The 21090-nt window shown below is 65.0% G+C and carries 17 protein-coding genes and 3 tRNA genes; 7 read left to right on the top strand and 13 right to left on the bottom strand.

Annotated elements, in window-relative coordinates:
- Nucleotides 1-77 precede the first annotated feature (77 nt).
- Nucleotides 78-153: transfer RNA gene (locus tag FG93_RS18105), tRNA-Val, on the top strand.
- Between the two features lie 204 nt (nt 154-357).
- On the opposite strand, the gene FG93_RS18110 is transcribed toward FG93_RS18105, so the two are convergent.
- Nucleotides 358-1929: an alkaline phosphatase gene (locus FG93_RS18110; protein ID WP_043236805.1), complete on the bottom strand. Its 1572-nt coding sequence runs from the start codon at nt 1927-1929 to the stop codon at nt 358-360.
- Nucleotides 1930-2512: 583 nt separating this feature from the next.
- Between FG93_RS18110 and FG93_RS18115 the strand changes: the two genes are divergently transcribed.
- Nucleotides 2513-2589, top strand: a tRNA-Asp gene (locus FG93_RS18115).
- Between the two features lie 38 nt (nt 2590-2627).
- Here the strand turns inward: FG93_RS18115 and FG93_RS32480 are convergent.
- The 6 genes from FG93_RS32480 to FG93_RS18140 all read right to left on the bottom strand — a co-directional run bounded on the left by FG93_RS32480 (nt 2628) and on the right by FG93_RS18140 (nt 10232).
- Nucleotides 2628-3074 carry a hypothetical protein gene (locus FG93_RS32480; protein ID WP_152579498.1) on the bottom strand — a complete coding sequence of 149 codons (447 nt, stop codon included), beginning with the start codon at nt 3072-3074 and terminating at the stop codon, nt 2628-2630.
- A 407-nt stretch (nt 3075-3481) separates the two neighbouring features.
- A complete protein-coding gene (lon, locus tag FG93_RS18120) occupies nt 3482-5911 on the bottom strand; it encodes an endopeptidase La (protein WP_043236807.1) in 2430 nt (809 codons plus the stop codon).
- Nucleotides 5912-6203: 292 nt separating this feature from the next.
- Nucleotides 6204-7472, bottom strand: coding sequence for an ATP-dependent Clp protease ATP-binding subunit ClpX (gene clpX, locus FG93_RS18125; RefSeq protein WP_043236809.1), 1269 nt, complete (start codon nt 7470-7472; stop codon nt 6204-6206).
- Between the two features lie 340 nt (nt 7473-7812).
- Nucleotides 7813-8436: an ATP-dependent Clp protease proteolytic subunit gene (locus tag FG93_RS18130; RefSeq protein ID WP_043236918.1), complete on the bottom strand. Its 624-nt coding sequence runs from the start codon at nt 8434-8436 to the stop codon at nt 7813-7815.
- Nucleotides 8437-8586: 150 nt separating this feature from the next.
- Nucleotides 8587-10056: a trigger factor gene (gene tig / locus FG93_RS18135; protein ID WP_043236811.1), complete on the bottom strand. Its 1470-nt coding sequence runs from the start codon at nt 10054-10056 to the stop codon at nt 8587-8589.
- Between the two features lie 91 nt (nt 10057-10147).
- Nucleotides 10148-10232: transfer RNA gene (locus tag FG93_RS18140), tRNA-Leu, on the bottom strand.
- Nucleotides 10233-10409: 177 nt separating this feature from the next.
- On the opposite strand from FG93_RS18140, the gene FG93_RS18145 reads away from it, so the two are divergent.
- From FG93_RS18145 to FG93_RS18155, 3 genes are read left to right on the top strand one after another with little or no spacing between them, the layout of a single operon-like run.
- On the top strand, nt 10410-11885 hold the full coding sequence (locus FG93_RS18145) for a multicopper oxidase family protein (RefSeq protein WP_052513907.1): 1476 nt from the start codon (nt 10410-10412) through the stop codon (nt 11883-11885).
- Between the two features lie 60 nt (nt 11886-11945).
- Entirely contained in the window at nt 11946-12818 is an 873-nt protein-coding gene (gene kdsA / locus FG93_RS18150; RefSeq protein WP_043236813.1) for a 3-deoxy-8-phosphooctulonate synthase, read from the top strand.
- 6 nt (nt 12819-12824) lie between these two features.
- Complete coding sequence (locus tag FG93_RS18155) at nt 12825-14027, top strand: MFS transporter (RefSeq protein ID WP_043236815.1); 1203 nt, start codon at nt 12825-12827, stop codon at nt 14025-14027.
- A gap of 2 nt (nt 14028-14029) precedes the next feature.
- Here the strand turns inward: FG93_RS18155 and queF are convergent, their stop codons facing one another.
- A complete protein-coding gene (gene queF, locus FG93_RS18160) occupies nt 14030-14485 on the bottom strand; it encodes a preQ(1) synthase (RefSeq protein ID WP_043236920.1) in 456 nt (151 codons plus the stop codon).
- 143 nt (nt 14486-14628) lie between these two features.
- Here queF and eno point away from each other — a divergent pair, with 143 nt between their 5' ends.
- Nucleotides 14629-15912 (top strand): phosphopyruvate hydratase, encoded by a 1284-nt coding sequence (eno, locus tag FG93_RS18165; RefSeq protein ID WP_043236816.1) that lies wholly within the window; start codon nt 14629-14631, stop codon nt 15910-15912.
- A 17-nt stretch (nt 15913-15929) separates the two neighbouring features.
- Here the strand turns inward: eno and FG93_RS18170 are convergent, their stop codons facing one another.
- Nucleotides 15930-16604: a hypothetical protein gene (locus FG93_RS18170; RefSeq protein ID WP_043236818.1), complete on the bottom strand. Its 675-nt coding sequence runs from the start codon at nt 16602-16604 to the stop codon at nt 15930-15932.
- Nucleotides 16605-16771: 167 nt separating this feature from the next.
- On the opposite strand from FG93_RS18170, the gene FG93_RS18175 reads away from it, so the two are divergent.
- Nucleotides 16772-17770, top strand: coding sequence for a DMT family transporter (locus FG93_RS18175; protein ID WP_043236819.1), 999 nt, complete (start codon nt 16772-16774; stop codon nt 17768-17770).
- Here FG93_RS18175 and FG93_RS18180 read toward each other — a convergent pair.
- From FG93_RS18180 to FG93_RS18195, 4 genes are all read right to left on the bottom strand, one after another.
- Nucleotides 17675-18472, bottom strand: coding sequence for a hypothetical protein (locus FG93_RS18180; RefSeq protein WP_043236821.1), 798 nt, complete (start codon nt 18470-18472; stop codon nt 17675-17677). The two genes, FG93_RS18175 and FG93_RS18180, sit on opposite strands and share 96 nt — an antisense overlap.
- Nucleotides 18473-18506: 34 nt before the next feature.
- Nucleotides 18507-19631 (bottom strand): tRNA guanosine(34) transglycosylase Tgt, encoded by a 1125-nt coding sequence (gene tgt, locus FG93_RS18185; RefSeq protein WP_043236823.1) that lies wholly within the window; start codon nt 19629-19631, stop codon nt 18507-18509.
- 128 nt (nt 19632-19759) lie between these two features.
- Complete coding sequence (locus FG93_RS18190) at nt 19760-20110, bottom strand: ArsC family reductase (protein WP_043236824.1); 351 nt, start codon at nt 20108-20110, stop codon at nt 19760-19762.
- A gap of 48 nt (nt 20111-20158) precedes the next feature.
- On the bottom strand, nt 20159-21064 hold the full coding sequence (locus FG93_RS18195; protein WP_043236826.1) for a LysR family transcriptional regulator: 906 nt from the start codon (nt 21062-21064) through the stop codon (nt 20159-20161).
- Nucleotides 21065-21090: the final 26 nt, after the last annotated feature.

Genomic DNA, 21090 nt, shown 5'->3' on the forward strand with positions numbered 1-21090 from the left:
AGGGCGCCTTATCCTGGCTTCCATCGGCCTCAAGGCTTGAAGGCGCGGCGCTGAAGCCTTAAACCGCACCTCTGTGGGGGCGGTTAGCTCAGTTGGTAGAGCATCTCGTTTACACCGAGAGGGTCGGCGGTTCGAGCCCGTCACCGCCCACCATGCATCGCCCTCAGCGTGCACGCGCTTTTATCGCGCGCCTCGGGCAGAGCGGCCGACACCGCCTGCGCCCGCGGGGTCTGCAATCGCTGAACGGATACCTATCCGGCCTATATCGCGCCGCAGGGGACGCCGGGCGAACCCGCCGGCACGAGCAATCTGCGACGCGTTGACCCTTCAGGCCCGATGGTCTCGCGCTCTCCGCTGTTAAACGCGGCGCAGCCCGGCGACGCCCCATTCAGTCTCGAAGGTCGCCAAGGTGCTGAGACCAGATACGGGGTTCCGAATGTCGTCGACAGCGCGAAATTCGAACGAAGCGCGGTCTCGCGTGAAGGTGCAGCGCGTGTATCCGTGGCGTTGAGCATCGACGAACTGGATATGTGGGTTGTTCGGAAGCGACGCAACATAGTTGCTGTGATCGCCCAGGCGCGAGCTGATCGCTCCGCAGACGATGTGCGCTGCGACGACATCCGAGTCCATATCCTGGTGCCCGGCTGGGACATTCGAGGCGACGAACCCGTGAATATCGCCTCCGAGGACTACTGTGTCGCGGCTCGGACGCGCGGCGATGAGATCGACCATGCGCTGGTGGGCCGCCGCGTAACCACCCCACCCGTCGGTGTCGAGACCGGTTCCGATTTCCAGCTTTCGCGCGAATGGGGAGAACATGAGTTGCTGGCCGAGAAGCAGCCATCGTCCGCGAGCCGGCTCGGTAAGGCACCGCGCAAGCCAACTCTCCTGATCGAGCCCCAGCATGGTGCGCTTGGGGTCGAATGCATCCGCGCATTCGCTGGCCGAAACCAACCGACTTCGATCAAGCTGCGGCGCTGGCGGTGGGCAGGCAAGCGGCGAGCGATATTGGCGTTCGTCGAGCATGATGAGGTCGATCAGGTCGCCGAACGCCAAACGCCGATAGAGGAGTGCATCCGGTCCCAGAGGCCGCTGTGCAATTCTCAGCGGCATGTGCTCCCAATAGGCCTGATAGGCAGCAGCACGCTGCCGCAGGAACGCCGCCGCGGGAGGTCGGCCGGGCGCTTGATTCCCCGCATAGTCGTTTTCGACGTCGTGATCGTCCCAGATGGCAATCCAGGGAAAGGCAGAGTGCGCCGACTGGATCGCCGGGTCGGTCTTGTACCAGGAATGCATCCGACGATAGTCGGCCAACGTCTTTGGAACATCGATCGGGACGTCGCGGACCTTTTGCCTGACGGCGGCCTGGCTCGATGACGGAGCCTCATAGATGTAATCTCCCAGGTGCAAGACGAAATCGAGGTCTTCATCGGCCATCCGATGATAGGCCGCCCAGTTCCCGTACATCCAATGCTGACATGCGGCTGCGGCGAACCGCAGGCGCGACACCTGTTGCCCCGGCGCCGGCGCGGTCCGGGTCCTACCGATTGGGCTTTCGGTGTTCTCGGCACGAAAGCGGTACCAATAGGAACGTCCGGGTTCGAGGCCGCTCACCTCGACATGCACCGAATGTGCGAATTCTGGCATCGCCAGAGTGACTCCGGTCCGCACGACATCCTGCAGCCGCTCGTCGCGTGCCACCTCCCAGACAACCTCGACGGGCGCCTCGCCCATGCCGCCGTCAGCCGCCACAGCATCGCGAACCAGTCTCGTCCACAGCACGACGCCGTCCGGCCAGGGATCTCCTGAGGCGATCCCGAGTTTGAAGATGCTGCCTGAGGACGATCGAACCGGGCTCGCTGCAAGAGAGGCCGACAAGCCGATGCCGATGGCTCCGGCGAGCGTGTCGCGGCGCGTGTAGGACGTCATTGTCGTTGCCTCCACTGGAGCGATCGCCAGCCGATGCGGCACGGTCCGATCTGCATGCGTGGAGGCTGGCAACGCAGTCGGCGCGGGGCAAATAGATTTTTGAATCCCGATAGATAGAAAAAAGCGATGAGATGACCAGGATGATTACTGGGGGAAGCAGCGCGGTCCGTACGGGAGGGCGCCGCTCTGATCGGCAACCTTGCGGCCCGTCGCTTCCAGCCCGCTCCTGCTGCTGGGATTGACGTCGGCTGTGGATAACTTGGCCCGCCTCCCCGAAGTGAATCCAGGCCTCCTCTGCTTTTCACGCGGAAACCTCCCCCGGTCTCTATCGCGTGTCCATTATTGCCGCGAACCTTGACGCAACGGGGCGGCAACAGCCGCGAGCGAACGTGGCGATGAAATCGCGTTCCACGCGCATGGAGCCTCGATTTGCACAGAGAAAGGCGGAGGCTTGTGCCTGCTAGCGCCCCTGAAGGTTTGGAATTTGGGGAAGATGAATTTTGCCGGCACCTCGCGCTTGACACTGCCGGCCCGGCACCCTAATCCCAACCTCGCTGAGGCCAAGACGCCTTAGCCGCCCTGCGCGGGCGTAGCTCAGTTGGTTAGAGTGCCGGCCTGTCACGCCGGAGGTCGCGGGTTCGAGCCCCGTCGCCCGCGCCATTTATCTCAAGTAGATAGATGAAAATCTGCGTCCACCATCACAGGCGGATTTGGATGAATTGGGTCTCGGGACGGCCGCGCCTCCCACCTCCTCCTTTCGTATTTTCGGCATGGACCGCGCATCCTTTCGAGCGCTCCATCACGCCGTTTTTGATGCGTCGACGTGACCTTGGCGGGCGCTGCGGATCGGCCCTTCCCCAGTATAGCGGGGTGGTTGCCCGCCCCGTCGATTCTCGTTTCAAATCGGACGACGCTCTTGCGCCCCAAGGTACTGGGCGCAGCCACAGGGTGTGAATCACGCCGTCGTTGGTCCAGCCGATTGCGCATTCCAGCGCACCAGGCGTGGCGAAACGCGCCTCATAGACATCCACCCCGTTCTGCCCGACACCCTTGAAGCTCAGTGCCTGCAGGGCCCCTTTGGCCAGCAATGCAGCACTCACCAGGGAGAACTGCTCCTGGATGGCCACAGCAAGCTCTGGGCTCATGTTCTCGACTTAGCGATGTCCTGCCTGATGTTCCTTGATGACGCGGCGATTCGTGACCATCCTGATGAAGGATCAGAGCATCGACGCGCCCGCCATGGCCGGGAACAAAGCTGACCTGTGCTGCTGGAAATTTCAGAAGGAACTTCGTGGCGCTTTCGGCGAAGAGCTCCACGGGCATCTGCCCCGAAGTTTCCAGAAGAAGTGCCTAGCCCTTTCGGCTGATCGGCAGGATCGGCCCGGAGGTGAGCTGGTAGTCCCCGATAGAGCTGTCGAGCAGTGCCGGATCGATCCCGGCAACCGACGAGCGGCAGGCAGCGCAATCAGGACAGCCATCCGGAAACGAAGAAGGCCGGCAGCGATGCTGCCGGCCTTCTTGTCACTTTCGCGTGTAGCGCGGGATAGCCGCGTCAGTGGGCGACGAGCCCGCCCGAAGCGTCATCCTCCGCTGCCTTGGGGCGAACGGCCGAGAGGTCCTCCTCCCAGACGATCGGCACCGGCTGGCGGATCAGCGCGTGCTGGAGCACCTGCTCCATGCGCGCGACCGGGACGATCTCAAGCCCGCTCTTCACCGACTTCGGCAGGTCGACCAGATCCTTGGCATTGTCCTCGGGGATCAGCACCTTCTTGATGCCGCCTCTCAGCGCCGCCAGGAGCTTCTCCTTGAGGCCGCCGATCGGCAGCACCCTGCCCCGCAGCGTGACCTCGCCGGTCATGGCAAGGTCACGGCGGGTCGGAATGCCGGTCAGCACCGAGACGATCGCAGTCGCCATGGCGATACCGGCCGAGGGGCCGTCCTTCGGGGTTGCGCCCTCGGGAACGTGGACGTGGATGTCGCGCCGCTCGAAGAGCGGCGGCTCGATGCCGAAATCGATGGCGCGCGAGCGGACATAGGATGCCGCTGCCGAAATCGATTCCTTCATCACGTCCCGCAGGTTGCCGGTGACGGTCATCTTGCCCCGGCCGGGCATCATGACGCCTTCGATCGTCAGCAGCTCGCCGCCGACCTCCGTCCAGGCCAGACCCGTGACGACACCAACCTGATCCTCGGTCTCGGCTTCGCCATAGCGGTAACGCGGCGGGCCAAGATAGTCCTCGAGCACGGTCGGGGTGATCGCGACCTTCTTCTTCTTGGTCAGGATGATGTCCTTCACCGCCTTGCGCACGGTGTTGGAAAGCTCGCGCTCGAGGTTGCGAACGCCAGCCTCGCGCGTATAGCGCCGGATCAGCGTCATCAGGGCCTCTTCATCGATCGACCATTCCTTGGATTCAAGGCCGTGCTTCTTGATCGTCTCCGGGATCAGGTGACGACGCGAGATCTCGACCTTTTCTTCCTCGGTGTAGCCAGCAATGCGGATCACCTCCATGCGGTCCAGAAGGGCCGGCGGAATGTTCAGCGTGTTGGCCGTCGTCACGAACATCACGTTCGAAAGGTCGTAGTCGACCTCCAGATAGTGGTCGTTGAAGGCGGCGTTCTGCTCGGGATCGAGCACCTCGAGCAAGGCGGCCGAGGGATCGCCCCGGAAGTCCTGGCCCATCTTGTCGATCTCGTCGAGCAGGATGAGCGGATTCGCGGTCTTCGCCTTCTTCATCGACTGGATGATCTTGCCGGGCATCGAACCGATATAGGTGCGCCGGTGGCCACGGATCTCGGCCTCGTCACGGACGCCGCCGAGCGACATGCGCACGAACTCACGGCCGGTCGCCTTGGCAATCGACTTTCCGAGCGAGGTCTTGCCGACGCCGGGAGGGCCGACGAGGCACAGGATCGGGCCGGCGAGCCGGTTGGCGCGCTGCTGCACGGCAAGGTACTCGACGATGCGGTCCTTGACCTTGTCGAGCCCGTAGTGATCGTCGTCGAGCACCTGCTGGGCGACGGCGAGGTCCTTCTTGATCTTCGACTTCTTGCCCCACGGAATGCCGAGCATCCAGTCGAGATAGTTGCGGACCACCGTCGCCTCGGCCGACATCGGCGACATCTGGCGGAGCTTCTTCATCTCCGCCATCGCCTTGTCGCGGGCTTCCTTGGAGAGCTTGGTGTTGACGATGCGCTCTTCCAGTTCGGCGAGTTCGTCGCGGCCTTCCTCGCCGTCGCCGAGCTCCTTCTGGATCGCCTTCATCTGCTCGTTGAGATAGTACTCGCGCTGGGTCTTCTCCATCTGGCGCTTGACGCGCGAGCGGATGCGCTTCTCGACCTGCAGAACCGACATCTCGCTTTCCATCAGCGAGAGCACCTTCTCCAGCCGGTGCGCGACGTTGACGATCTCAAGCACCGCCTGACGGTCGGCGATCTTGACGGCCAGATGCGAGGCAACTGTGTCGGCGAGCTTGGAGGGCTCGTCGATCTGCGAGACGGCGGCGACGATCTCGGGCGAGATTTTCTTGTTGAGCTTCACATAGCTCTCGAACTCGCTGACGACCGAGCGGCCGAGCGCCTCGACCTCGACCTTCTTGCCTTCTTCCTCGGAGAGCCCGATCGCATCAGCCTGATAAAAGGCTTCCTCGGCGACATAGGACGTCGCCTTGGCGCGGCCGACGCCCTCGACCAGCACCTTAACGGTGGAGTCGGGCAGCTTGAGCAGCTGAAGCACGCGGGCAAGCGTGCCGATCTCATAGATGTCCTTGGTTGCCGGATCGTCGTCGCCGGCGTTCTTCTGCGTCGCAAGCAGGATCAGGCCGTCGGTCTTGACCACTTCCTCAAGGGCGCGAATGGACTTCTCGCGTCCGACGAAGAGCGGGACGATCATATGTGGGAAAACGACGATGTCGCGCAGGGGGAGAACCGGATAGGTGCCGGTCTCGCCGGGAACGAAAGGAGCGCGGGGCGCCGAACCAGTCATGACATATCCTTTGCAGTTGCGCCCGGCGAACCCCCTTATGGGCGGAACGATCGGACGTAAGCGGCTAGACGACCATTCGCCTGACCGCCCCCGTGGGCCCCGCCCTTAGAAGGCGCGCGACTCTCGCAGGTGCAGCTAAAGTGGAGGCTTCTGTGCCGGCTTTCAAGCAAGCCGAAGGCGTCTTCCAACGTTGCTTTGTCGCAAGGAACGATTCCGGCAATGCAACGGCCTTCCGAACGCAAAACGCGCGCCAACCGGCGCGCGTTCCCGAAATTGCAAGATTCAGCGGATGTCAGGCCGAGGCCGACTTCGCATCTTCCTCGCGCTCCGCATAGATGAAGAGCGGACGCGACTTGTTCTCGACAGCCTCCGGCCCAATCACGACCTGCTCGACGCCTTCCAGCCCCGGCAGCTCGTACATGGTCTCGAGCAGGATGCTCTCCATGATCGAACGCAGGCCGCGTGCGCCGGTCTTGCGCTCTATCGCCTTGCGCGCGATGAGGCTGACGGCCTCGTCGGTGAAGGTGAGCTCGGTATCCTCCATCTCGAAGAGGCGCTGATACTGCTTCACCAGCGCGTTCTTCGGTTCGGTCAGGATCGTCTTCAGCGCCGCCTCATCGAGATCCTCGAGCGTCGCCAGCACCGGCAGACGGCCGACGAATTCCGGGATCAGGCCGAACTTCAGCAGATCCTCGGGCTCGACCTCACGGAAGATCGCGCCGGTGCGACGGTCATCGGGGGCCTTCACGGTCGCGCCGAAGCCGATCGAGGTGCCCTTGCCACGGCTGGAGATGATCTTGTCCAGCCCGGCGAAGGCGCCGCCGCAGATGAACAGGATGTTGGTGGTGTCGACCTGCAGGAATTCCTGCTGCGGATGCTTGCGCCCACCCTGCGGCGGCACGGAGGCGACCGTGCCTTCCATGATCTTGAGCAGCGCCTGCTGGACGCCCTCGCCCGAGACGTCGCGGGTGATCGAGGGATTGTCGGACTTGCGGCTGATCTTGTCGATCTCGTCGATATAGACGATGCCTCGCTGCGCCCGCTCGACATTGTAGTCGGAGGCCTGGAGCAGCTTCAGGATGATGTTCTCGACATCCTCGCCGACATAGCCGGCCTCGGTCAGCGTCGTCGCATCCGCCATGGTGAACGGCACGTCGAGGATGCGGGCGAGCGTCTGCGCGAGCAGCGTCTTGCCCGAGCCGGTCGGCCCGATCAGCAGGATGTTCGACTTCGCGAGCTCGACATCGTTGTGCTTCGTCGCGTGCGAGAGCCGCTTGTAGTGGTTGTGAACCGCGACCGAGAGCACCTTCTTGGCATGGTCCTGGCCGATGACATAGTCATCCAGCACCTTGCGGATCTCGCGCGGCGTCGGCACGCCGTCCTTCGATTTCACCAGCGCGGATTTCGATTCCTCGCGGATGATGTCCATGCAGAGCTCGACGCACTCGTCGCAGATGAACACGGTCGGTCCCGCAATCAGCTTGCGAACCTCGTGCTGGCTCTTGCCGCAGAAGGAGCAGTAGAGCGTGCTCTTCGAATCGCCGCTGCTGACCTTACTCATCGTTCATCTCCATTTCCGGAGTCGGTCCACACCAGCCGAAGCGGATGCGGGCGTCGTCTCTCCGTCACAATAGGCCGCTGAGTTCGCGATTATTAGGTTAACGCGTCAGGTCGAGACTTCCGACCTGAAAACCTGACCCAAAACCGGACACCAGTTGCGCCTGTCCGCTCACCCGAGTCCCCATGCAAGCATGGGGCCGCTTTCCAAATCAATATGGGACGCCCGGCTGAGCAAGCCAACCCACAGATAGCGGGGCGGCTCGTCGCAGCCGACTCCAGGAGGGAAGCCGAAACGCCCAAGGCGTCCTTCGCTCCCTGCCCGGCTATCCATTCCGGCCCAATCAGGCCGCGGCGTCTTCCGGACGCCGATCGATGACCTTGTCGATCAGGCCGAAATCGCGGGCCGCCTCGGCAGTCATGAAATTGTCGCGCTCGAGCGCAGCCTCGACCTCGTCATAGCTACGGCCGGTATGCGTGACATAGATCTCGTTCAGCCGGCGCTTGAGGTTCTCGACCTCGCGGGCGTGGATCAGGATGTCGGTGACCTGGCCCTGATAGCCGCCGGAGGGCTGGTGCACCATGATGCGGGCGTTCGGCAACGCGAAGCGCATGTCCTTGGCGCCGGCGGTCAGCAGCAGCGAGCCCATCGAGGCCGCCTGCCCGACACACAATGTCGTGACCGGGCAGCGGATGAACTGCATCGTATCATAGATCGACAGGCCCGAGGTGACCACGCCGCCCGGCGAGTTGATGTAGAAGGAAATCTCCTTCTTCGGGTTCTCGGCCTCGAGAAACAGCAGCTGCGCCACGATCAGCGAGGCGGAGTAATCCTCGACCGGGCCGGTCAGGAAGATGATGCGCTCCCGCAGCAGGCGCGAGTAGATGTCGAAGGCGCGTTCGCCGCGGCTCGACTGCTCGACCACCATCGGGACGAGATTGTTGTAGGTCTCGATCGGATCGCGCAGCATGGGTCTGTCCTTGGGGTCGCGGTCGCCGGGAATCAGCGGATGTCGTGAATGCTATCCACATAAGCACGCGGATCGTGGCTGAAAAGGGAAGCGCCGCCCTGGCCATTGCCGGGCGGCGCCAATCTTGAATCAAGGTTTCCGAACGTCTCAGGCCGAAGCGTCGTCGGCCTTGGCTGCGTCGTCGGCCTTGGCTGCGTCGTCGGTCTTGGCTTCGGACTTCTTGGTCTTCTTGGCGGCTGCCTTCTTCGGCTTGGCCTCACCGGCCTCCTCAGTGGCGTCCTCATCGGCGTAAAGAGCCTCGCGGCTGACCGTCTGGTCCTCGACCTTCACCTGGCCGAGCAGATGGTCGACGACCTTCTCCTCGAAGATCGGAGCGCGGATCTCGGCGAGAGCCTGCGGGTTCTTCTGGTAGAACTCCCAGACCTGCTTCTCCTGGCCGGGGAACTGGCGAACGCGCTCGACCAGAGCCTGGGTGACCTCGTCATCCGAGATCTGGACCTTGGCCTGCTCGCCGATCTCGGCCAGCACGAGGCCCAGGCGCACCCGGCGCTCGGCGATCCTGCGGTACTCGGCGCGGGCCTCGTCCTCGGTTGTGTTCTCGTCCGCGAAGGTCTTCTTCGCGTCCTTCATGTCGGCCTCGACCTGGCTCCAGACGGCAGCGAACTCCTGCTCGACCAGGGTCGGCGGCAGTTCGAACGTGTACTTGCCATCAAGCGCGTCGAGCAGGCTCTTCTTGATCTTGCGGCGCGACTGGGCGCCGAAATCACGGCCGATCTGCTCGCGAACGGCGGTCTTGAGCGCGTCCAGCGACTCCATACCGAAGCCCTTGGCGAGTTCGTCGTCGATCTTGAGGGCGTCGGGGCCCTGCACGTCGTCGACGGTGACCTCGAACTCGGCCGGCTTCCCGGCAAGGTGGGTCGCGGTGTAGTTCTCCGGGAAGGTCACCTTGACGGTGCGCTTTTCGCCGGTCTTGGCGCCTTCGAGCTGATCCTCGAAGCCGGGAATGAACTGGCCGGCGCCGAGATCGAGCGGGATGCCCTCGCCGGTGCCGCCGTCGAAGGGCTGGCCCTCGAGCGTGCCGACGAAGGAGATCATCAGGCGATCGCCCTTCTCGGCCTTGGCCTTTTCACCCTTCGAGGTGAAGCTGCGGTTCTGCGAAGCCATGCGCTCGAGGGCGGCATCGACTTCGCTCTCAGGCACTTCCGCGACCGGCTTGACCAGCGAAACGTCGGAGATGTCGGCGAGCTCGATCTTCGGCAGGACCTCGAGTGCGACCGTGAAGGCGAGATCGCCCTTGGCCTCCATCGCGGCCTCGATCTCGTCCTTGTTCTCGGGGAACCGGATCTGCGGCTCGAAAGCGAGCTTCAGGCCGTTATCCGCGACGATCTTCTGGTTGGCCTCGTTGACCGCGTTCTGCAGCACATCGGCCATGACCGAACGGCCATAGAGCCGGCGCAGATGCGCGACCGGTACCTTGCCGGGGCGGAAACCGTTGATGCGCGCCTTGCCCTGCAGGCCCTGCAGGCCGTCATCGAGCCTGGTCTTGAGGTCGGCAGCGTTCAGCACCACCTGGAATTCGCGCTTGAGGCCCTGGGACAGGGTTTCGGTCACGTTCATTGTTTCGTTCCGCCAACTGCTCGTTAATTCAAAAATCCAAACGCGCGCCGTCGGGTTGTCCGCCGCCGCGCTTGAGAAATCCGGCCAAGTCTGGTGCGGGCGGAGGGACTCGAACCCCCACGACTTTCGCCGCTGGAACCTAAATCCAGTGCGTCTACCAATTCCGCCACGCCCGCCGACCCGATGCGCTGCGCGCGAGCAAACGCAGCGCCGCCATCGTTGGGCCGCGGTGCTATACGCATTTCAGGCGCGGCATGCAGCAAAAAAATGCGACGGTTCTGCGAAACCGCTGAAACAGGAGCGCGATACCCGCCCTCTCGCCAGATCGCGCGCCACGGATTATGCCGCTAGCCATGACCGACAGAAGCGCTCGCCGTCCTGCCTCTCACGCCTTCAAGGCGACCGTGCCAACACGGCGCATGGTGCTGGCAGGGCTCGGCGCCAGTGCGGTTCTGGGCGAGGCCGGCGCACAGTCATCGCCAACCGCCACTCCAGTGAAGCCCCTGACAGAGAACGCCGATTCGGCTGTGCTGCCGAGCCGGAACCTCGTTGCCGGCCCGGTGAAGTCACGCCTGCGCCCGCCCCCGGCGCCGGAGAGTGAGGTCTGGGCCGTCGATGGAGAAACGCCTGGCCCCGTCTTGCGGATCAAGCTGGGGCAGACGCTGCGGCTCCAGCTACAGAACCGGACGACGAAACCGCTGAGCCTGCATTGGCACGGCCTGCGCGGGTTGTCCGAGATGGATGGCGTCGGCGGCTTCAGCCAGCCGCCGATAGCGCCGGGAGCCAGCTTCGAATACCGCCTGACGCCGCCCGATTCGGGCTTCTTCCTCTATCGCCCTCTCCTCGTCGGAGCCTCGTCGGAGCCGGCAGGACGCGGCCTGGCTGGCTTGCTCATCGTGGAGGAGGCTGAGGCGCCGCGCGTCGATCTCGACCTGCCCGTGATCGTCACCGACTGGCTGCTGGGCGACGACCAGTCGATTCAGCCCTTTGACGCGAAGGGGCCCGAAGGAGCCGCCGCCGGCCGGCTCGGCAACTGGATCACCGTCAATGGCAAGGCGCCGCCCCAGCGGATCGCTCTGCCTCCAGGCGCACGCGTTCGCCTGCGCCTCGCGAATGCCTGCAACGCCCGGATCACCCGGTTGCGCTTCGACGGCATCAAGCCCTTCGTCATGGCGATCGACAGCCAGCCGACCGACAATTTCGAGCCCGTGCGCGCGCAACTGCCCTTCGCCCCCGGTACGCGCTACGATCTCGTCTTCGATATGCCGGACGAAGCCGGCGCAACAGCAATGGTCACCGCGCTCACCGGCTCAGGCGTCCCGCTGCTGCGCTTCGTCGCGGAGGGTACGAAGCCGGCCGCGGCTGGCGAGATCGCCGCGCTCAGACCGAGTCCGGCCCTGCCGCTCGCGGTACGGCTGCAGGACGCCAGGCGCAGCGAGGTCATCGTGACCGGCGGAGCCAAGGTCACCGCCGACAACAAACTGGATCTCTCCAGCCTCGATCTCGTCCGGCCTTGGGCGATCAATGGTGCGATCGGCACGCCTGAGGCCAAGCCGCTCTTCAGCGTCAGGCGCGGCGCGCCGGTGGTGATCGCCATCGACAATCGCACCGCCTTCCTGCAGCCGTTCCATGTCCACGGCCACAGTTTTCGCCTGCTGCATCCGCTCGACGACGGCTGGGAGCCCTATTTCCTCGATACCGTCCAGATCCCCGAAGGGCGGCGGCTGCACATTGCCTTCATCGCCGACAATCCCGGCCGCTGGCTGATTTCGTCGACTGTGCTGGAGCGTTTCGATCTCGGTCTCTGGACCTGGTTCGAGGTGACGTGACCTGCAGCCCCGGCTTGACCTCAACCGGACGAGCGACCTAAGCCCGCCGCCAGTAACCGTATTGGAGCCGCCATGTCCGCCAACGCCATCGTCACGATCGGCGCCGACCTCGCGAGGCCGGTCCGCTTCGGCAATGCCTTGCCGCTCGCCTTGATCGCTGGCCCCTGCCAAATGGAAAGCCGCGAACACGCACTCGAAATCGCCCTTGCGCTCAAGGAGATCGCGGCGAAGCTTGAGATCGGACTGGTTTTCAAGACCTCCTTCGACAAGGCGAACCGGACCAGCGTCAAGGGGCAGCGCGGCATGGGCCTGGACGCCGCCCTGCCCGTCTTCGCCGAGATCCGCGAACGCACCGGCCTGCCGGTCCTGACCGATGTGCACGAGGCCGGGCAATGCGCAGCCGTGGCTGAGGTCGTCGACGTCCTTCAGATTCCCGCGTTCCTTTGCCGCCAGACCGATCTGCTGGTTGCCGCAGCACAGACCGGGCGCGTCGTCAACGTCAAGAAGGGCCAGTTCCTGGCGCCCTGGGACATGGTCAATGTCGCGGCCAAGGTCACCGAGAGCGGCAACCCGAATGTCATGGTCACCGAACGCGGCGCCTCTTTCGGCTACAACACGCTGGTCACCGACATGAGGGCGCTGCCAATCATGGCCGAGGGTATCGGAGCACCGGTGATCTTCGACGCGACGCATTCTGTCCAGCAGCCGGGCGGCAAGGGCGCCTCCACCGGCGGCCAGCGCGAATTCGTGCCCGTACTGTCGCGGGCGGCGGTGGCAGTCGGCGTCGCCGGCCTCTTCATCGAGACCCATCCCGACCCCGACAATGCGCCCTCGGACGGCCCCAACATGGTGCCGCTCTCAGACTTCCCTGCGCTGATTGCAGAGCTGCAAGGCTTTGACCGGCTTGCCAAGGCGAGGCGCGCGCCGGTTTAAGGCGTGATGGACAAGACCGTTGCCGCAACCAAGCCTGCCTCACTGCGCCCGCTGATCCTGGTCCTCGGGGCCTGCGGTTTTGCATCGACCTTCACCATGCGCATCCTCGATCCGCTGGTGCCGACACTGGCAGCCGAGTTCGGCCGGACCATCGCGCAGATCGCCGCCATGGCGACCGCGTTCTCCTTTGCCTACGCGGTCGGTCAACCCTTCCTCGGCCCGATCGCGGATGCGGTCGGCAAGCTGCGGACAATCAGTGTCTGCCTCGGGCTGCTTGCCCTGCTCTCGATCGCGGCCGCCTTCGCCCTGTCCTTCGACGTGCTGACCGTGATCCGCGCCAGCACCGGGATCGTCGCCGGCGGGGTGATCCCCATCGCCATGGCTGCTATCGGCGACCGCGCGCCGATGGCCGAGCGGCAGGTGCTGCTCGGCCGCTTCCTCGTCCTGATGATCGTCGGACAAATGGCGGGGGCCGCCTGCTCGGGCGTGATCGCGGAGCATTTCGGCTGGCGCAGCGTCTTCGTGATGGCCGCTGCCATGGCGGCGTGCGCGGCACTTCTCGTCATCGTCGTGCTGAAGCCGCGCCCGGACGCGGCGCGGCTGCCGCTCAGCTTTGCAGGTGCGCTGGCGAATTACAGATCGGTCTTCGCCAATCCGCGCAGCAAGCTGCTCTATGCGATCGTCATCACCGAAGGCAGCCTGATCTTCGGCATGCCGCCCTATGTCGCGGCGATCCTGCAGGAGCGCTCAGGGATCGGCCCCTCGCTTGCCGGGCTGGTGATCGCCGGCACCGGGCTTGGCGGCATCATCTACGGAATCCTGACCCGCGTCCTGGTCGAGCGCCTCGGACCGGCCCGCATGACGGTGACCGGCGGACTCCTGATGGCAACGGGCTATGTGCTGTTCTCGCTGCCCTTCCTCCCCTGGTGGAGTGCCGTCGGCCTGTTCACCCTGAACGGGTTCGGCTTTTTCCTGATGCACGGCACCTTCCAGGCTCAGGCGACGGAGCTTGCTCCGACAGCGCGCGGCTCGGCCGTCTCGCTCTTCGCCTGCGCGCTGTTTCTCGGCCACGCGATCGGCCCGGTCGCCATGGGCATCGCGCTGCATCTGCTCGGCACGACAGGCGCGATCCTGCTCTTCGCGGCAGGGATCGGCCTGCTCGGCATCGCGACGCCGCGCATCCTGCCGTTGGCAGGCTCGCGGACCTGAACTCAGCGACCGCGATAGGGAGCGACGCCCTGATCAGGCAGCCAGAGCCCCTTCGGCGGTTCGCCGGTCTGCCAGAAGACGTCGATCGGGATACCGCCCCGCGGATACCAGTAGCCGCCGATGCGGAACCATTCCGGCTCCAGCAGCTCGACCAGGGTCTTGCCGATATTGACGGTGCAATCCTCGTGGAAGGCCCCGTGGTTGCGGAACGAGCCGAGATAGAGCTTCAGCGATTTCGATTCGACCAGCCATTGGCCGGGCAGATAGTCGATGACCAGGATGCCGAAATCGGGCTGCCCGGTCACCGGGCAGATCGAGGTGAATTCCGGGCATGTGAAGCGGGCGAGATAATTCGTGCCGGCATGCGGATTGGGCACGCGGTCGAGGCGGGCCTCCTCGGGAGATTGCGGCAGCGCGCTGGCTTGGCCCAGTTGCAGGGTCGAGGCGTCGATCGTCATGGTCATGGCTCCTTGAACGCGGCCTTCTAGAGCCTCGGGCGCGCCCGCGCCACCGGCCAATCGCCGCGACGCCTCTTTCCGTTACGCCTGCGCTTGGCTAGAAGCGCGGCATCCTTCCGTTTCGCCTCGCACCGGAGCCTCCCATGACCGCGATCATCGACATCATCGGCCGCCAGATTCTCGACAGCCGTGGCAACCCGACCGTCGAGGTCGACGTGGTGCTCGAAGACGGCTCGATGGGTCGCGCTGCGGTTCCGTCCGGCGCCTCGACGGGCGCGCATGAAGCGGTCGAGCTGCGTGACGGCGACAAGAGCCGCTATCTCGGCAAGGGCGTGCTGAAGGCGGTCGAGATCGTCAACACCACGATTGCCGAAGCCCTCGTCGCCATGGATGCCGAGGACCAGGCCGCGATCGACCAGACCATGATCGATCTCGATGGTACGCCGAACAAGAAGAAGCTCGGCGCCAACGCCATTCTCGGCGTCTCTCTCGCCGTCGCCAAGGCCGCCGCCGAATGCGCCGGCCTGCCGCTCTATCGCTATGTCGGCGGCACCTCCGCCCGCGTCCTGCCCGTGCCGATGATGAACATCGTCAATGGCGGCGCCCATGCCGACAACCCGATCGACTTCCAGGAATTCATGATCATGCCGGTCGGTGCGCCCTCCTTCGCGGAAGGCCTGCGCATGGGCGCGGAGGTGTTCCACACGCTGAAGAAGGCGCTTCACGACGCCGGTCACAACACCAATGTCGGCGATGAGGGCGGCTTCGCGCCGAACCTTAAATCGGCGGAGGCGGCGCTCGATTTCGTCATGCAGGCGGTCGAGAAGGCCGGCTACCGGCCGGGCGAAGACATCGCGCTGGCGCTCGACTGTGCCGCGACGGAGTTCTTCAAGGACGGTTCCTATGTCTATGAAGGTGAACGCAAAACCCGCGATCCGAAGGCGCAGGCCAAATACCTTGCCAAGCTTGTCGGCAACTACCCGATCGTCTCGATCGAGGACGGCATGGCAGAGGATGACTGGGAGGGCTGGAAGGCCCTGACCGACCTCGTCGGCAGCAAGTGCCAGCTTGTTGGCGACGATCTCTTCGTCACCAACGTCACCCGCCTGGCGCAGGGCATCAAGAGCAAGACCGCGAACTCGATCCTGGTGAAGGTCAACCAGATCGGCTCGCTGACCGAGACGCTTGCCGCCGTCGAGATGGCGCAGCGTGCCGGCTACACCGCGGTGATGTCGCACCGCTCGGGCGAGACCGAAGACGCAACCATCGCCGATCTCGCGGTTGCGACCAATTGCGGGCAGATCAAGACCGGCTCGCTCGCCCGCTCCGACCGGACTGCGAAGTACAATCAGCTCCTGCGCATCGAGGAAGAGCTCGGCGCCCAGGCGATCTATGCCGGCCGCTCGGCCCTGAAAGCGCTGGCCTGAGGCCTACGCGCCCGCTCTCACCAGCTCGGCAGGAGCTGGCTTGCCGTCGAGACCGTCCAGGTCCCGGCGGCGCCAACCCGGTCGGCCAGACCGCCGAGCGCGCGGCCGGCTCGTGTTACGCCATCGGGCAATTCCAGCCCGAGCAGGCTCGGCCCGTGCGCTGAAGCGACGGCCGGCGTGGCATCCCCCGCTGAGGCCGCCAGGTGCAGCGGTGGCGCAATCGGCAAGGGCTGCGCCACTGCGACGCTTGGCTTGGTCCGCTCGCGCGGGATGGTGCGTGCCACCGCAGCCGTGACAGGAGCGCTGCCGGGCTGTGGTTCAGAGTGAGCCAATGCGGCTGTCGTGCCAGTCGGCAGGGTCCAAGCTGTCGCCATCGGCATCAGCAACGTCGCCGGCACAGCCAATGCCCTGGTGGACGAAACGGACTCGGCCTTACCAACGCTCATCTGATCGCGATGCCGCTCCATGAACTTGTTCACGGGCACTTCCGAGGCATTGGCAAGCGCTGCATCAGGCTGCGACGCCCGGACGATCTGCTCAGCCATGGTCGCGCGATGGGCCGCTCCGGACTGGATCTGAAGAAAGGCCAGGACCCCGGCTGCAGCCACCGAGGCCGTAACAGAAACCGCCACCTGCCCGCCAAAGCTGCGCAGAACCCGGCCGATTGCCATCTTCGTCGTATCGTCGTTCATGAGTTCATCCCTTGGTCGCCCCATGAGAAGCGGCCGGACACGGCGACAAAATGGCGCAGCCGGGGAGCAATTGCGGCCCTCGACAGATTTCCCATCCCGCGAGCGGTGCGGGCGAGCCATGCAGCATCGGGCATATCGCTATTGTGCAATGCGGGATTAATCGAAGCATGGACAAGATCGCCGATGCTTCGCTGATCGATCAAAAAGCACTGCGGCTGCGCTGGCGGCTCGCCGTCATCGGCATGCTGTGCAGCGTGCTGATCTTCGGCTCGAACTTCGTGATCAGCCGCCATGCCGTACTCAACGGACTGAGCCAGCATGACCTGCTTGCCCTGCGCTTCACGACCGCCGGACTTCTGCTGCTGCCGATCTTCCTCAGGGATGGCGGCTTTGCGACATGCGGCGGCGTGACCTGGCGGCGCGGAATCTGGCTCGCGATCACCAGCGGCTTCCCGATGACCTATCTGATGCTGACCGGGCTGACGCTTGCCCCCGCGGCCCATGGCGCCACCATCGGCCCGGGAACGGTGACGCTGATCGGCATTGCCGGAAGCGTCGTGCTGTTTGGCGCCATGCTGACGCGCAACCTGATCATCGGCGTCATCGGGGTTCTCGCAGGCCTGGCCTGCCTCGGCATCGCCGGCAGCACCGGTTCGACGGCCGGCACCTTGCGCGGCGATCTCTGCTTTCTCGGCGTCGGGCTGCTCTGGGGCTTCTATCCGCTGCTGATCCAGCTCTGGAAGGTGAATGGGCTGAAGGCGGCGGCGATCGTCTCGATCCTGTCGATGGCCTATCTGCCGTTTTACTTTCTGTTCTATTTTCGCGGCTTCGATGTCGCGCCGTGGTGGGTGCTCGTCGCGCATGCGTTGAATCAGGGCGTGCTCAACGTCATCATCGGCCTGTGGATCTGGGGCTGGGCGGCGCATGTGCTCGGCGCCTCGGTCGTCGGGCGTTTCCCACCCTTGATCCCGGTGACCGGCACCCTGCTCGCCATCCCGATCCTTGGCGAGATCCCGAGTCCGCTTCAGGTGGTGGGCTTCATCCTGATCATTGGCGGCCTGTTCGTCGCGTCATGGCGCCGCCCGACGCGCGCGGCGGCCAATAGCCATCAAGCCCAGATTCCAGCCGATGCAAAGCAGAAGCCCGAGGCCGAGCGCCGGCCATGAGCCGAGCGGCACCGCCGTCAGGTGAACAAGACCAAGCGCAAGGCCGAACCCGAGAAGGCCGAGCGCGCTGTTGGCGATGACGGCCGCAGTCGCGGGGCCGCCAATGCGCGGCTGCAGCATGGCGATGAGGCTCGACAGCACGATCGGGAATGCAGCCAGCACACCGGACCAACCCGGCCCGACGCGCGCGCTGATGGTCGTCACCATCCCCGCCAGCCCGGCGACGCAAGCGGCACGCAGCGGGATCGCGTACCAGGGCCGTCCGGGAGGTGCCGCCGGCCTCGCCGCCAGATACGGCCTGAAGAGAATGTGAAGGCCAGAAAAAACCGCAACGGTCAGCGCGGCCATGACCATGACCGGCGGCGTGAGCTGCCGCAGCACGATGGCAATCGTGAACCACATCGCCAGCCCGGGCGCGAGGCTTGCCACCGTGCCGCGGCGCTGGGCGAGCAGGACATAAACCAGCGCCAGACCGGAATTCGAGAGATTGGCGGCCATGCTGCCAAGCGCACCGGCTGCAATGAAGGCCGGGTCATGCTCGAGCGCCAGGAAGACATAGACCGGCCCGGCCGAAATCGGCAGCGTCGCGATCAGGGCCGCGACAAGCGGGCCGGTCCGCTCGGCCAGCAGCGAGCATCCGACGACGATCGCTGCCGCGATCGCCATCTTGAGCAGCAGCATGCCCAGCCAGGGGTCGATCATCGCTCCAGCCGGGACGCCGCGGCCACAATCCAAATCATGCCGGCTCGCCTCTCGCCCAGCCTTCCTTGGTCTCCGCAACGAAATCAACCAGCGTTCCGGCCGCGATCGCGGCGCGCAGCCCGGCCATCAGCTCCTGGTAATAGGCGAGATTGACCCAGGTCAGCAGCATCTTGCCGAGCATCTCGTCGGCCTTGACGAGATGGTGCAGATAGGCGCGCGCATAGCCGTTGGCAGCCTGGCAGCTCGACTGCGGGTCGATCGGCCGCGAGTCGTCGGCGTGCTTGGCGTTGCGAAGGTTCATCCGGCCAAAGCGGGTGAAGATCTGGCCATGGCGCCCGGCACGGGTCGGCATCACGCAGTCGAACATGTCGACGCCGCGGCTCACCGCCTCGACGATATCGTCCGGCGTGCCGACGCCCATCAGGTAGCGCGGCCGCTCCTGCGGCAGATGCGGCTCGACCGTCTCGATCATCGCCAGCATCACGTCCTGCGGCTCGCCAACCGCAAGGCCGCCGATCGCATAGCCCTTGAGGTCCATTTCGACGAGCGACCTGGCGCTCTCGACGCGCAGGGCCGGTACGGCACCGCCCTGGACGATGCCGAAGAGCGCCCTGCCCGCAGGATTGCCGAAGGCCGACTTGCAGCGCTCGGCCCAGCGCAGCGACAGGCGCATCGCCTTCTCCGCGACCTTGTCCTCGCATGGCAGCGAGACGCATTCGTCGAGCTGCATGACGATGTCGGAGCCGAGCAGGTTCTGGATCTCGACGGAGCGCTCGGGCGAGAGCATGTGGCGCGAGCCGTCGATATGCGACTGGAAGGTCACGCCCTCCTCGGTCAGCTTCCGGAGCTGGGACAGCGACATCACCTGGAACCCGCCGGAATCGGTCAGGATCGGGTGCTGCCAGTTCATGAACTCGTGCAGGCCGCCCAGGCCCGCGATGCGCTCCGCTCCGGGGCGCAGCATCAGGTGATAGGTGTTGCCGAGCACGACATCGGCGCCGAGCGCCTTGACCTGCTCGGGGTACATGCCCTTCACGGTCGCGGCTGTGCCGACCGGCATGAAGGCCGGGGTGCGGATCACGCCGCGTGGCATGCGAATCTCGCCGGTACGGGCAGTGCCGTCTCGACCGAGCAGGTGGAAGCTGAAATCGGTTGTCATGCGCAGCGAGGTAGCGCAGCAGCAGCGACAACGGAAGTGCGGCACACGCCGGCCCACCGTGACGGCACGGCCGGGCGCGGCGTGGCCAGGCGTGGCTTGGCCAGGCACGGCTTGGCCAGGCACGTGGATCAGCGCGTGAAGGCCGCCTCGTAGAGCGCCGGCTTGAAGCCGACCAGCGTCTGCGAGCCAAGGTCGAGCACTGGCCGCTTGACCAGGGAAGGTTGCGCCAGCATCAGGGAAATTGCCTTGCCGGTATCGAGCCCCTGCTTGTCGGCATCGGGCAGCGCCCGAAACGTGGTGCCGGCGCGGTTCAGGATCGTTTCCCAGCCATGTTCCGCGCACCATGCCTCGAGGCTGGCGCGTGCCACGCCCTCGGCCTTGTAGTCATGGAAGCGATAGGCGATCCCGTGCTCGTCCAGCCAGGTTCGAGCCTTCTTCATCGTGTCGCAGTTCTTGATGCCGTAGACCGTGATCGTCATGTCGCCCTCTGCCTGAACGCCTTGGTCTAGGCAGGGAATGGGCAGGGCTCAACCGACGCGCGCCTTCTCCCCCAGAAAATCGAGCAGGGCCCGGATGCGCGCCGGCAGGGGCCCGCCCTGCCCCAGATAGACGGCGTGAACCTCCTCGAGATCGCCCGGATTGCTTTCTTCCAGAACCGGTCGCAACCGCCCTGCCCGGATATCCTCGCGCACGGTGAAGGTCGCGAGCCGCGCAAGCCCCACCCCCGCGACAGCCAGATGCCGCAGTGCCTCGCCATCGCTGGTCTGCGTGCTGCCGACGATCGGGACGGTGACGGCTTGACCGTCATCCAGCAGCGGCCAGCCTTCAATGGTGCGGGCGTAGCAAAGGCCGATGCGGTTATGACTTTCGAGTTCCGCCACGCTCCTCGGCTCGCCGAAGCGCTCCAGATAGCTCGGCGCCGCGACGATCGTCATGCGGGTCGCGCCGAGCTTGCGGGCGATGAGATTGGAGCTCTTCAGCGGCCCGGCCCTGACCGCGACATCGGTGCGCTCTTCCATGAGGTCGATGATTGCATCGGTCTGCACGATGTTCAGCGTCACGCCGGGGTAGCGCGCCAGGAACTCCGGCACGACCGGCGCCAGAATATGCGTGCCATAGGACGCGTTGGTGTTGAGACGAATACGGCCCGACGGGCTTTCGCTGGACGAGGCGCTACGCTCCGCCTCATCCAGGTCGGCCAGGACGCGGATGCTGCGCTCATAGAAGATGCCGCCTTCCGGCGTAAGCTGGAGCTTGCGTGTCGAGCGGTTCACCAGTCTCGTGCCAAGGCGGGTCTCCAACCGGGCGACGAGCTTGCTGACGGCCGAAGGCGTCATCCTGAAGGCACGGGCCGCCGCCGAGAATCCGCCAAGCTCGACGACCCGGGCAAAAACCTCCATCTCTCCGGAGCGGTTTATTTCCAAGCGCGCCATAATGAATTCAACTCACAAATGATATT

The organism is Allobosea sp. LC85, from assembly GCF_000735605.1.
Classification (GTDB): Bacteria; Pseudomonadota; Alphaproteobacteria; order Rhizobiales; family Beijerinckiaceae; genus Allobosea.

Coding starts and splice junctions, on each gene's coding strand:
- FG93_RS18110 (WP_043236805.1), bottom strand. CDS start 1,929: ATGACGTCCTACACGCGCCGCGACACGCTCGCCGGAGCCATCGGCATC.
- FG93_RS32480 (WP_152579498.1), bottom strand. CDS start 3,074: ATGAGCCCAGAGCTTGCTGTGGCCATCCAGGAGCAGTTCTCCCTGGTG.
- lon (WP_043236807.1), bottom strand. CDS start 5,911: ATGACTGGTTCGGCGCCCCGCGCTCCTTTCGTTCCCGGCGAGACCGGC.
- clpX (WP_043236809.1), bottom strand. CDS start 7,472: ATGAGTAAGGTCAGCAGCGGCGATTCGAAGAGCACGCTCTACTGCTCC.
- tig (WP_043236811.1), bottom strand. CDS start 10,056: ATGAACGTGACCGAAACCCTGTCCCAGGGCCTCAAGCGCGAATTCCAG.
- FG93_RS18145 (WP_052513907.1), top strand. CDS start 10,410: ATGACCGACAGAAGCGCTCGCCGTCCTGCCTCTCACGCCTTCAAGGCG.
- FG93_RS18155 (WP_043236815.1), top strand. CDS start 12,825: ATGGACAAGACCGTTGCCGCAACCAAGCCTGCCTCACTGCGCCCGCTG.
- queF (WP_043236920.1), bottom strand. CDS start 14,485: ATGACGATCGACGCCTCGACCCTGCAACTGGGCCAAGCCAGCGCGCTG.
- eno (WP_043236816.1), top strand. CDS start 14,629: ATGACCGCGATCATCGACATCATCGGCCGCCAGATTCTCGACAGCCGT.
- FG93_RS18170 (WP_043236818.1), bottom strand. CDS start 16,604: ATGAACGACGATACGACGAAGATGGCAATCGGCCGGGTTCTGCGCAGC.
- FG93_RS18175 (WP_043236819.1), top strand. CDS start 16,772: ATGGACAAGATCGCCGATGCTTCGCTGATCGATCAAAAAGCACTGCGG.
- FG93_RS18180 (WP_043236821.1), bottom strand. CDS start 18,472: ATGATCGACCCCTGGCTGGGCATGCTGCTGCTCAAGATGGCGATCGCG.
- tgt (WP_043236823.1), bottom strand. CDS start 19,631: ATGACAACCGATTTCAGCTTCCACCTGCTCGGTCGAGACGGCACTGCC.
- FG93_RS18190 (WP_043236824.1), bottom strand. CDS start 20,110: ATGACGATCACGGTCTACGGCATCAAGAACTGCGACACGATGAAGAAG.
- FG93_RS18195 (WP_043236826.1), bottom strand. CDS start 21,064: ATGGCGCGCTTGGAAATAAACCGCTCCGGAGAGATGGAGGTTTTTGCC.